We start from the raw sequence: 13848 nt of genomic DNA, 5'->3' as shown, positions 1-13848 counted from the left end.
CGATGAAGAAAATAAAGAAATATGTGAACTACATAAACCTATGTTTTCTTATAGGCATGATAGCAGCATGTAGTGACACCCTGAATATAACCCCTGACGGTCGTTTAACCATGAAAGACGTATGGGCTGACCCTGATCTTTCAGCGCAATTTATGAGCAATCTCTATAACAACATTCCGCACAAAGGAAGAAGGTATTTTTGGTTTGACAACTTCCCCATTGCCTTGAGCGACGAAGCTTGGTCCAACGACGACGTTGAGGGACATGGCCCTGTGCTTTGCTATAACGGTCAAGCAAGTGCCTCTTTGCACCCCATCGACTACGAATACCACAGCGGCTTTGATGCCGACTACTGGGAAAAATACTGGCAGCAGATACGTCTGTGCAACATTATGCTCGAGAATATCGACCACTGCACACTTAATAAGGAAGACGACCGAGAGAGATGGCGTGGAGAGGCTTATACCTTGCGAGCATACTTCTATCTGCAGCTTATTAAGTGGTACGGCCCATTACCTTTGGTAGACGCCGTACTTCCCACCGACTTTGACTATAGCAAGATGAAGAAAGCTACGGGCGTGGAATGCTGCAAGGCTATTGTAAACGATTGTGAAAAAGCATTATCCTCAGGTATGCCATGGCGCATTACTGCAACCGATGAGAAAATGCGTGTTACCAAAGCCGTAGCAGCAGCCATACGCTCAGAGGCCGCTCTACTGGCTGCCAGCAAGATATTCAACGAAAATAACAACTCTGAACTCTGGGAGTATGCCTATGAGAAGAACGAAGATAGTTTCAACCAGTTAATCAGCAATGGCTATGAACTATACACGATACTACATAGCACCAACGGAGAATATCCCAACGCATACTGTGAGTATTTTTCACTACTGCTGGATGATGCCCTTTCAAATAACCCCATTGATAAAGAAACAATTTGGGAGAATGACTTTGTACACGAGCCGTATTATTATGTATCCGGATGTCCTCTCCAGTCAAACTACATGACAGGAGATGTACCCTCACAGCAGTTGGTAGATGCCTATGATATGTTAAAGACCGGAAAGCCCGTACTTAACCTGTCGAAGCCATATAACGATGAATGCTGTCTATACCCCAACTACAATGAAGGCTCAGGATATAATCCAAACAAACCTTACGATGGTCGTGATCCGCGTTTTTACGCTACGGTAAAGTATGACGGCTCTAAATTACAGATTGGTGACGAGATTAAAACGATAGAGACCTATGAAGGCGGAAACTGCTCACGCATGGATGCCAGCCGTACACATACTCGTACAGGATACTACCCATGTAAATATGCTTACTATCGGTCGAGTACAAAGTATGCCGGTCGTGACGGAGGTTGGAAATACTATCGATTGGGAGTCGTCTATCTGAACCTTGCAGAAGCAGCCATTGAGGCAGGGCATATAGACGAGGGACTAAGACTTATCAATGACATCCGTCATCGGGCTGGTTTCTCACCATCTGTTGATGTTACCGCGTCAAGTCTAGACGAAGCCCGCCTGCTCATCAGGCATGAACGTCAAGTCGAACTTGCATGGGAAGAATATCGCTTCTTTGACATACGCCGATGGACCGCTGCCAATGAAAACCTTGATAATGAAAAATATCTGACAGGAATGAGTATCAAGAAGAAAGGACTTAGGAAAACTTATACTCGTATATTAATCGGCACGACAGACTCTTCTAAGCCCAGCAAGATGAGCTATGAAGCCAAATGGCACTGGCTGCCTATACCTGCAAAGGAGGCAGCTCTGATGGAAAGCAAGACGGGTGTTAAATGGCAAAACGAAGGATGGTAATAAAAAACAAGAATCGATTATGAAAAAGAATATTAGGTTTGCACTTCTTGCTACAGCTCTTGCATTTCCTGCTACTATGATCGAGGCGAAAACCGTTAAGGGTATTGTGACAGACGAACAGGGAAATCCCTTGTCAGGAGTAGTTATTGAAGTTCCTAACGAATTGGGATATTTTACAACAAATGCTGAAGGCATATTTGACTTGAATATCAACAATGATGTCAGAATCCTAACACTCCGCTATTGCGGATACAAAGACACTCAGGTAAAAGTTTCAGAAGACGGGAATGTAAAAATCGTCATGAAAAGTGATCAGTCGCTATCTGACGAAATGATAAACGTTGCCTTGAACCGCAAAGAACGTCGAGAGACCTATACAGGAGCTGTCTCAACGGTAAAGTCTGATGTTATCAGCAGAACACCATCCATTGGCTCCGACGTCACGCTGGAAGGACATCTATCCGGTGTCACACAAATGCAGAATTCAGGGGTAGCTCCAAATGACGGAACAGCATATTACGTAAGAGGATTCAACTCTTATACGGGTAATGCCATTCTTGTCGTATTGGATGGTGTTCCGTCGCCCACGCTGTCCATCAACTCTCTTGACTCCGAAAGCATCGAGTCGGTCACCATTTTGAAAGATGCTGCCGCAAAAGCACTTTATGGTCCTGTAGGCGCACAGGGTGTGATCCTCGTCAATACAAAAAAAGGAATATCTGGAAAAACCGAAATAAATGGCAACGCCAGCTTCTCGCTGACCTCACCTACTTATCAGCTCTCTACCCGAGATTCTTACAGCTATGCTACCCTGCGCAATCAGGCTCTGATAGCAAACGGATTACCCAAAGCCTTCAACGACAGCGAGCTACAGAGTTATCAGGACGGTACGGGAACAGACAATCGCTGGACCGACATCCTACTTAACCACCCTGTGGTCGTACAGAATTACAATGCCAATATCAAGGGCGGAAACAACCGTGTACAATTCTTTGTTCATGGCGGATACATACACCAAGGAGGTATTTACAAAACCAACTTTGATAGTAACAAATATAACCCCACCAATTCCTATCAGCGTTTTTCACTTGTTTCTAATGTTGACGTAAACGTATTTAAGTTTCTCAAAGCCTTCATCTCAACCAACCTGAGATATTCAAACAACAATCAATCGGCAGAAAGTGTATCGAGCATTTACAACGAAATAATCAGGCAACCTGCCACCTTGATCGGGCCTACGACTTCCGATGGCAAAGTACTCACCAACGAATATTTTGGAAACCCTGCCTTTGGACAGATTAATCGCACGGGACAGTACACGTATAGGACAACGAATATAAATGCCAACTTCGGTCTCGATCTCGATATGAGTTTCATTACACAGGGACTAAGTGCACGAGGGCTGATAGGTTATCAATCAAATTATTATGATGTATTCAAGAAAAACCGTACCTATGCCCGCTACACATATGACAATACCGGGAAACTCGTGATAATGGGCTCTTCAATAGATAGCCCCATCAGCATCGCCAAATATACGAGCACATTCTATTTCATGAACATTCAGACCTTCATCGACTACAAGGGAACGTTCGGCATTCATAGCATAGAAGCCACAGCCGGTTATCTAGCAGAGGACCGCATCTCCGATGGAACCAGTAGAAACTGGAGCTTGCCCATGAATAGGATATCCTGGGACCTGCATGCGAAATATGGATTACTTGACCGATATTTCATCCAGTATGATTTCAATCATTCTGGTTCTGAGCAACTCAAAAAAGGTAACCGCTTCCACTCATCGAATACCATTTCTGGCGTATGGGTAATTTCAAAAGAGCTATTCATGCAGAAAGTCAGCTGGTTGAATATGCTCAAACTTAGGAGCTCATACGGGAACCTAACTTACGACAACTTTTATTCTATTGGACGCTTCCTATATCTTGATGACATACGCAACGAACAGGGCGCAGGTGTCATCAACAGCCTCTATACGGCAGCCCTTATCAAAGAATATCAGCGAGGAAATGCCTATCTGCACTGGGAACGCTCCAAGCAGCTGAATATTGGCGTGGACTTCACCCTCTTCAATGCCCTTTCAGTATCATTGGATTACTGGAACAATCAACAGACCGACATGATCGTCCGAAGTGAAATTGTTCCTGAACTCCTCGGAGTATCTAATTCTTATCTGCCATACCAAAATATAGGAAAAATGAACAACAAAGGTATTGATCTGAATCTCAATTACCTGATCAAGAAAGGAAAAGCCTTGATCATAAACTTTAGTGCCAACCTTGGCTATAACAGAAATAAGGTACAGAATATAGATGAGTTAGACCTCTCTGCCGACAATTATGCTTATCCTTATCGTAGAACAGGCTTCTGCCGTGGCCAGAGCTTCGGTTATGAGATCGACTACAGCAACGGTAATGGTTTCTTTAACAGCAAAAACGAGATTATCAATTCTGGCCTTACTTATTCAGGAACTGCACCTCGTGTCGGTGATTTTATCTACAAGGATCAGAACGGTGATAAGGTAATTGACGAGCGCGACTACGTTCCACTTGCTTCTACGAAAGCCGTACCATCTGTTGCCTATGGATTTGGCACTGACGTGACATACAAAGACTTCGATCTCCACATATTCTTCCAGGGCATTGGAGATTATGCAAGAGTATATAGTGGCCTCGGTATCTATGAAAACCAGTCTCAAGGTGTGTACAACACCCACCATGAACACGCGTGGACGGCAGAGCGCTATGCAGCAGGCGAGAATATCACCTACCCCGCCCTTACAACGACGACATCTTCCAACCTTGTCTCTAACAGTTTCTTCACTTCCAGAAGTGACTTTCTCCGTTTGAAAAATCTGACCTTTGGTTACAACCTTCCACACAGTCTAGTAAAGAAACTCCATCTCGAAAAAATCAGGGTTTACTTCAGTGGTGAGAATCTCTTCACAACAACAAAGTTAAAGTTCAAAAACATAGATCCTGAGACAGGAACAGTAGGACTGCCTATCAACAAAATATACAATTTCGGTCTTAACATAAATATCTAATCGAAATGAAGAAATTACATAACAAACTTATTGGTGCCTTTGTTCTGCTGGCATATGCCATTTGGTCGCTATACGGATGCACAGATGTGGCAGAGCATCCCGATGGTCGTCTCGACATGGAAGAGGTGTTTACTAACCCTACCCGCGTGGCAGGATATCTGAACAGTTGTTATATCGGAATCACAAGAGCCCGTGGTGACAACTACAGCAATTACACCATGCTTGCCAGCTGCACGGATGAGGCACATGACGTAAAGGATGTTATCGGTAGCGTAGCCTCTTTATGGAATAACGGCAGTGCAAACGCATTCAGCAATCCGCTTGCCGCACCTGAAATATGGAATTATTATGAATATATTCGTTCTTGTAATGTCTTTTTGGAGCACATTCCCACAGCACGAACCTACAGCGAGACTGAGCGTCAAGGCTACGAAGGACAGGCATACGGATTGAGAGCATATTACTATCTGTCGCTTATCAAGAACTATGGCGGTGTACCCCTCATTCTGAAAGATACAAGAGATGACAACTTTGATTATTCCTCTCTAAAGCGTAACACTTTCAGCGAATGCGCTCGTCAGATTATATCCGACTGCAGGCGCGTTGTTAACAACATTATTCTTGGCTACCACTCTGGCGGTTCTGATGCCGAGCGCTCTATGATGTGCAAGGGTATGGCTTATGCCATCATGTCAGAGGCCGCTCTATATGCTGCCAGCCCACTCAACAATGACGGAACGCTCGACTGGAGCGAAGCTACCAAACTCTGCAAGGAAACCGTCGACTCTCTTGAAGCGCATGGCTATTCTCTTTACAAGGCAAGCACAAACGATGGCGCCAGCTACAATGCATATGACGCTTACTTCCACTCAAAAAGTGACGTAAAAGGAATATCAGATCCAGAAACTATTCTTGAGGCCCGTAACCAAATGAACATTTGGAAATACCAGGGGATGCCCATCATCTCCGGCCAGACCTATGCCGGCTCGTGTCCCTCACAAGAACTTATCGACTCCTATGAAACTATTGACGGCAAGCAACCCATTTTAGGTTATAGCGACGAGAATCACCTACATCCTATCATCAACACAGAGGCAACTTTGTATGACGAACATAACCCTTATGCTAACCGTGACCCGAGAATGAAAGCAAGTGTATATTATCATGGAGTGCCAACAGTTCCCGAAGGCTCCACATTAGTTAGCACGGCTGACAATGAAAACTGTGCCATATCCCAGAACAATGTAAGATATACAAGAACTGGATACTACCTACGTAAATATATCAACTGTAACTCGAACAGAACATTAAACAGCGACGGTTACTTCAAGATATTCCGCATGGCTGAAATGTACCTCAACTATGCAGAGGCTGCCAACGAAGCCACGGAGTCAGTAGCTCCCAACGAAGCTGTAGACGCTGTGAACAAAGTGAGGGCACGCGTGGGCATGCCCAAAATACCTTATGGTCTTTCTAAAGAAGAATTCAGGATGAAAGTAAGACACGAGCGCCAGATAGAGTTAGCTTTCGAAGAACATCGTTTCTATGACGTAAGACGCTGGAAGACACTGGACGAGACCGGCAAGATTATTACCGGCATGAAGCCCATTAACGAAAATGGGAAAACAACGTTTGAAAGATTTGTTGTAAACAGGCGAAACGCTTACTCAGATAAATATTTAAGATTCGCCATACCTGGAAAAGAAGTTATCAAATTAAAAAACAAAACGGGCCTTAACTTCCAAAATGAAGGCTGGTAATTTGTTTTAAATTAAGAACCAGAAGACAAGTCACATCGTAAAGATGTGGTCTCTTATCCTCCTCTTTCTTATAAAAATTAAAAAAATGAAACATTATCAATTCATCATCTTAACAGTATTTTTTTTCCTGTTCACCATGAATTGCATGGCTGACGACTGGGATACTTATCCAGACACATGGGTAGCCGTTGACGAACTAGGACGTGAAGTATACAGTTCTGATACACAAGGCATAACTGCAGATAAAAAGAATGGTCATGGGCATACCGTTGGATTGTTTTATTATCTATGGCACGGTAGTCATCTGATTAACAATACTGGTCAAATCTACGATGTTACGGAGATACTAAAAAAGAATACCGACAATCCACAGTGGGGACCAATACATGAAATGCACTGGTGGGGACGCCCTGTACTCGATTATTATAAAGCAGGGGATCCCTTTGTCTTAGAAAAACATATGCAAATGATATGTGATGCAGGTGTCGACTTTCTTTTCTTTGACGTGACAAACGCGTTTACATATCCGGAAGTTGTCAAACAGGTAATGCAGGAAATTGACAGACGGCAAAGTTTAGGCATGAAAGTACCCAAACTCTGCTTTATGGTTCACTCATCTACTCAAAACACAGTTCAGAATCTATATAATAATTTCTACTCAAAGTCACAGTATGACAAATACTGGTACACATTCAAGGGAAAACCTCTAATATTGGGAAATAAGGCAGAGGTCACTAGTCAGACACTGCTAGATCGTTTTACATGGCGTAATTCATGGGCGTGGATGAATGGTGCGAAATCGGATGAGTGGTCATGGTTAGAATATTACCCGCAGGCACCAGGATGGAGCGGAACAAGATTAAATAAAGAGCAGATATCTGTCAGTACAGCGCAGCATTCTTCAACAAAAGTAGGTAAAAGCTATCATAACGGCAAAGAGCCGTCCTTACTTCCCAATGCCACAACTCTCTATACAGGTCAGGGGCTCTACTATAGTGAACAATGGAAACAGGCTCATAAGGTAACCCCCCAACACATTATGATTACCCAATTTAATGAGTGGCAGGCGATGAGATTTATTGCAGGTGGAAGCGACGGTTTCAGCGTCAACGATGTACGCCCATGCGGTAAGCATGTCAACGGAGAATCAGTGTTCGTAGATACCTATAATGCAGAATTCAATCGTGATATTGAACCTTCTCGTGATTCTACTATTCGTGACAACTACTTGATGCAAACCATCAGTAATATCCGACAATATAAGGGAGTGAGAAATATTCCAATCCCCTCCCCTGCTAAGACAATCACGTTAAACGGAGATATGACTCAATGGGAAGATGTGGAACCAGAGTACCGAGATGACAAGTGTGACGTGGTACACCGTAATTATCAAAATTACACGGGATATACTACTCTCGAAAATAAGACAGGACGTAATGACTTCATAGTGGCCAAGGTAACAAAAGATACCAAAAATATCTATTTTTATATTCAAACCCATGACAATATAAGCAATTTTACAGCATTCACAAAACAGTGGATGATGCTCTATCTGAATACCGATACCTGTTACAAGACCGGCTGGGAAGGATATGATTATATGGTAACCCGTGACAAAGTTACCCGGAAATACTCTCTAATGCGGAACATTAGCAATCAATACAAATGGGAAAATCTCGGTGAGATCACCCGTTATGTGGAAGGCAACAAAATGTATTTTGCAATCAGCCGCAGTTTGCTTGGGATGGATGATGGAAAAGAATGTGACATTGATTTCAAATGGGCTGATAACACACCTGATAATCCTAATATTCTTGATTTCTATATAGACGGTGACGTAGCTCCCAACGGTCGATTTAACTACCGTTATAAAGGCTCGACAATCTCTACCACCGGTATAAAGAATATCAATGTAGAGCAGGGCATCATCGCGAACATCTGCTCCTGCCACTACAAGAACGGAAAAATCAAATTAAATATACAGGCTCTGAATGACGGCAAGAGTTCTATAGCTGTATATAGCCAGAATGGAGAATTAATTAGTCGCAAGAATTTGCACCTCATCCATGGTGACAATGCCGTTTGGCTGAATGTCTCACGTCAACCTGTCATCGTACAAATCACTCAAAATGGAAAGTCTAAAATTTGTAAGGTCTTATAGAGGATCCTCATCCTTATCGACACGTTCTTAAAGTAGTAAAACATATTAACGACAAAAAGATATTAATAAGAATACCTAATATTAACAACGTTGTGAGAAGATATAAAAATCATCTAACAACTATTGAACATTTATCAACTTAAAAATCAACATCATTATGAAAGCAAGATTTACATTAATTGCAGCTTTGTTTTGCCTATTCTCAATGAGTGTTTTTGCAAATCGTAACTATTATGTTAGGTTAGATCTGAGTGACGACTTGGCTAAAGACGGATGGATGTTAGCTGGAGGAATAGGAGAAGGAGAAGCTGGTACGGGTACCATTATTACTGCCACCAGCTCAACCGTAACCCTCACAAAAAACTATTCCGATGTCATTGATGCCGCAAAGGCATACCGTTGCCTGCTCAAAGGGGTTCAGGTTGGAAGTGACAATGCCACCGTTAAGGTGGTATTAGTTGGCGAAGATGGTACAGAAGCCATTTATACGAATACCAACAAGCTCCCAAATGACGCAGAGAAGACCTTCGATGTTACTCTACTTAATCAAGGTAGCATCACCCCTGAAAAAGTAAAAACTATAAAGATTATCGTTGACGGACTGGTAGAAGATGCTTCTCTCGTCATCAATCATCTTGAGATACAAAGCGATTGGATTTACCCGACAGTCAATGGTGTACTCGGTTCAACAACCCGTGTTGAAGCTGAGGATATAGACGAAGGTGCCGATCCTTCATTCGGATTAGGAACCACATACTATACAACCATGTCAGGAACAGACATGTATCAGCCTTGGCTTAACCGTAAGGTTACTATCCAAAGTAATGCTGATGACTACAACCACTACAGCAACCATTGGGCCTTAATGAATATGGGCGCAGATGACTGGACTGGAAACAATTGGACCAAAGAAGATGCATGGACCGTGGAAAATTGTGTAAGATACTTTGGTAACTGGTATAATTATACCGTCAAAGTAGAGCAGGACTGTGATGTAGATATTACGATGGGTGTAGGATGTCACTGGGGTTCTTACCAGACTATCGCCCAGATAGGCGTACAGAAGAATAACGAAGCTTGCACAGCCACATTGGGCTATAACTGGGTTAAACATTATGTTGGAGCCTATACACTTCGACTTGACGGACAAAATCTCAAAGGAACACAAACTAAGCACCCAAATATTTTAGACTGTGAGGGGGGGATCAATGAAGAAACCTGGAAAGCTCTCATCGCCGACGATTCTAAATGGCGTAGCTCGCAAGTGTTGAAAGACGGCATGACTACAAACAATGACACCGTATGGGTTTGGCCAAACCTGAACAATGCCGCTAGTAGTATTTCTTCATGGTGGCCTATGCAGGCCGACCAGCCCCAATACACAACCGTTCACCTGACCAAGGGCGAGCACGTATTTACCATGCAAAGTTATGCTCCTCAGTTCTCATTTGACTATTTTGACATCAAGGTTGTGAATAATGACCCCACTAGTATTGCTACACTTACCTCCTCTGAGTGTCAGGTCATCCGTATGGGACCAGACAAGGCAGAATGGAAAGACAATGCAAGCTATCAGATTTATGAGCTTACGGGACGCAGAGTCGCCCAGGGAATTGGAACCAAAGCTGACTTCTCTAAAATGACCAATGGCGTATACATCCTTAAAGTCGGAAAGGCAAAAGTCAAGTTTATTAAGAAATAAGTTAAAAATCTATGAAAAGGGAAGTGGGGCAACCAAGAAAGCACCCACTTTCTTCTCTTTTATTCTCTTTACTAATATATGATACGATTTTCTGTCAATATTCTCTCAATCTTTTTTTTCTCTCAGACTCTTCATGCACAGGGTAACGACAGCTATTCCCTCATGAAAAATACTTTTACCGTCCCGAAGAATATTACCACCTCCTGCTATTGGTATTGGGTGTCAGGAAACATCAGTAAACAAGGGGTAACAAACGATCTCAAGGCTATGAAAAAAGCCGGAATCAACAGGGCGTTTATCGGAAATCAAGGTCTCTCACCTGAAGACGATCCTCGTGGCCCTATAAAAATACAGTCACAGGAATGGTATGAAATTATACATACAGCCATGAAAACCGCTTCTCAGGAAGGCATTGAGATAGGAATGTTCAATGGCCCGGGCTGGAGTCATGCCGGTGGCCCATGGAACAAACCAGGGCAGTCCATGCGCTTTCTCGCGTCCCAACATGCTATTGTAAAAGGAGGAGGAAAGCAAACCATCACATTCTCTCATCCAGATAATTGGCTGGAGAATGTAAAAGTATTGGCTTTCAGACGCAAGCACAGTACTACACGTATTCAGTCTGGAATAGATCATTTGTCTGCAGACGGCGTTAATGATGTTGCCGCACTTTTTGACGGCTCCCAAACAACAGTATCTGGATTCAGCACTGATATTCCAACTTTCTATATCAAAGCCTCGAAAGATAAATTTCAACTAAGATCAGTACGTATAGAGATCGCCTCACCGATAAAGGGGGATATTACAATCAGTGTAAAACGCAACGGGAAATATGTAAATGTAACCAATCGTCCGCTCGACAGGACGAACATGATGATTGAGATCGGTTACTACATACAAGCCCCCATTGCTATCTCTATACCCGAGACAGAGGGAAATGAATTTAGGCTTGATTTCCATATCAACAAAGACTGCAAGCTTCGTGAAATTACCCTCTCGGAGGACCCTATTGTAGATAATTTCCCCGATAAGATATTAGGCAAGATGGTTCAAGTACCTTTACCTACATGGAACGACTACAAATGGAAAAGCAATACAGACTACGAAGGTAATAATGTAGTAGCAGAAAAAGACATCATTGACATTACATCTAGTCTGTCAGCCGACGTGCTAACATATACGTTCCCTGAGGGTGATTGGGAAATAGTACGTACCTATATGGCTCCCACCATGATTACCAACGGCCCAACTATTGCAGGAGACGGAAAGGGACTCGAGGTAGACCGGTGGAACCATGATGCCTTGAAACACCATTATGATAGTTTTATTGGCGACCTGATGAAACGTATTCCTGCCTCTGATCGTACCACATGGAAAATGCTCGTCTGCGACAGTTATGAGAAAGCTACCCAAAACTATAGTGACGACTTCATGGAATATTTCAAGGCACACTTTGGGTATGACCCTACACCCTACCTGCTTACCTACGATGGTATCGTTGTAGGAAGTACAGAGAAGAGCGAACGCTTTCTCTGGGATCTCAGGCGTATGATTGCTGACCGGCTTGCCTATGATCATATTGGCGGTCTGCGCGACTTAGGCCATCAGGACGGTCTGAAACTATGGCTTGAATGTTACGGTCACTGGGGATTTCCCGGAGAGTTCCTACAATATGGTGGACAGTCTGACGAGGTAGCTGGTGAGTTCTGGAGTGAAGGCTCACTCGGTGATATCGAAAACCGTGCGGCATCATCTGCTGCACACATTTACGGTAAAGGAAAAGTTTCTGCAGAATCGTTCACCTGTGGACCACCAGAATTCTCACGCAGCCCTAGATATATGAAACAACGCGGCGACAAGTTTTTTACCGAAGGCGTCAACAACACGTTGCTTCATTTAATTGTTTCACAACCTAACGAGAATTCATTCCCCGGATTCAACTGTCCGTTTGGTCAGGAATTTAATCGTAAAAACACATGGTACAGCCATCTCAATCTATTCACAGACTATCTAAAACGTTGCAATTATATGCTGCAACAAGGACAATACGTGGCTGACGTTGCCTATTTTATCGGTGAAGACGCCCCTGTCATGACAGGAATTACCGAACCCAAACTGCCACAGGGATATCAATATGACTTCATAAACGCCGAAGTCATAAAAGACAAGTTAACCGTAGGAGAAGATCACTTGCTTAAACTTCCCTACGGCAATCAATATAAACTACTTGTACTTCCACCACTCAAAACCATGCGACTGGATATGCTTCGTCGTCTCAAAACGCTAATTCAGAATGGGGCGGTTGTCCTCGGTCCGAAACCGCTACGCTCTCCAAGTTTAAAAGACTGGGGAGCCGGAGATGCAGAGATCAAGATCATTGCTGACGAACTTTGGGGGCATGGAGATCCTTTCTGCGAAATGAGACGAATAGGAAAAGGTATTTTGTTTACTGGCTATGAGATTAACGATGTATTCCGAATTATCAATAATCATCCAGACGCATCGTTTATCGGAACAAAAAACATAAAATACGCCCATACGTCGAACGGTAATATCGACATATATTTCATAACCAATCAAACTGATAAACCAACCGAATTCATTGCCCAGCTACGTGTAACGGGCAAACAGCCTGAGCTATGGACGCCCACAGACGGGGCCATACGGCAGCTACCTTCTTTCAGTCAGGAAGGAAAAAGTACATCCATCCCCATGCGACTGTCAGGAAACGAAAGTGCCTTTATTGTATTGGCCAAACCCGCAAAAGTTGTACCAACATCTTTGGATATCAACAAGAATTATCCCCGGGAAAGCATTATAAAAACGATCAATTCACCATGGAACGTTTCATTAAAGTCAATGGTTTACAACGGAAAGCGTATCATATTGAAACAACTAATTGATCTTAGTACTAGTGACGATGAATATGTAAAATATTTCTCCGGAACATCAACTTACAAGACTCTTTTTACGGTATCTGGCTTAAAACAAGGTCTTCTCTATAAATTAGACCTTGGCAAGGTTTATGAAATGGCTAAAGTGAAATTAAACGGACAATATGTAGGCGGTGTATGGACATCACCCTATACAATAGACATATCCAAATATCTCAAAAATGGAAAGAACGAAATTGAAATAGAGGTCGTAAACAATTGGATGAACCGCCTCATCGGCGATCGCCAGAAACAGGGAAAAGACCGGAAAACATTCTGCAGCCATGCTACATACGATGGAAACACTCCATTGCAGAGCAGTGGATTGATAGGGCCCGTAAGAATCTTAGAGGCTAACTTGAATTAAATCTTTTTCATTTCAATTTAAGTTTACTGTCTAAT

General features: G+C 43.0%; 6 protein-coding genes. All 6 read left to right on the top strand.

The genetic code is table 11. The features are described 5' to 3' along the window. Positions 1-2: 2 nt before the first annotated feature. The 6 genes from BN3912_RS11465 to BN3912_RS11440 all read left to right on the top strand — a co-directional run bounded on the left by BN3912_RS11465 (position 3) and on the right by BN3912_RS11440 (position 13813). Positions 3-1829: a RagB/SusD family nutrient uptake outer membrane protein gene (locus BN3912_RS11465; protein WP_023983903.1), complete on the top strand. Its 1827-nt coding sequence runs from the start codon at positions 3-5 to the stop codon at positions 1827-1829. A gap of 19 nt (positions 1830-1848) precedes the next feature. Beyond that, positions 1849-4890, top strand: a complete 3042-nt coding sequence (locus BN3912_RS11460; RefSeq protein ID WP_023983904.1) for a SusC/RagA family TonB-linked outer membrane protein — start codon at positions 1849-1851, stop codon at positions 4888-4890. Positions 4891-4895: 5 nt separating this feature from the next. Further along, complete coding sequence (locus tag BN3912_RS11455; RefSeq protein WP_023983905.1) at positions 4896-6650, top strand: RagB/SusD family nutrient uptake outer membrane protein; 1755 nt, start codon at positions 4896-4898, stop codon at positions 6648-6650. A gap of 460 nt (positions 6651-7110) precedes the next feature. Continuing rightward, entirely contained in the window at positions 7111-8811 is a 1701-nt protein-coding gene (locus BN3912_RS11450) for a hypothetical protein (RefSeq protein WP_230204698.1), read from the top strand. Positions 8812-8968: 157 nt separating this feature from the next. Beyond that, the gene (locus tag BN3912_RS11445) at positions 8969-10513 is read left to right on the top strand and encodes a T9SS type A sorting domain-containing protein (protein WP_023983907.1); all 1545 of its coding nucleotides are present in this window, start codon (positions 8969-8971) and stop codon (positions 10511-10513) included. 162 nt (positions 10514-10675) lie between these two features. Then, entirely contained in the window at positions 10676-13813 is a 3138-nt protein-coding gene (locus BN3912_RS11440; protein ID WP_230204697.1) for a glycosyl hydrolase, read from the top strand. Positions 13814-13848 lie beyond the last annotated feature (35 nt).

Origin of the sequence: Prevotella phocaeensis (assembly GCF_900065875.1) — a bacterium.
GTDB classification, from domain to species: domain Bacteria; phylum Bacteroidota; class Bacteroidia; order Bacteroidales; family Bacteroidaceae; genus Prevotella; species Prevotella phocaeensis.
Note: the sequence above shows the minus strand (reverse complement) of the source record. Positions and strands in the feature narration are given on the sequence as shown.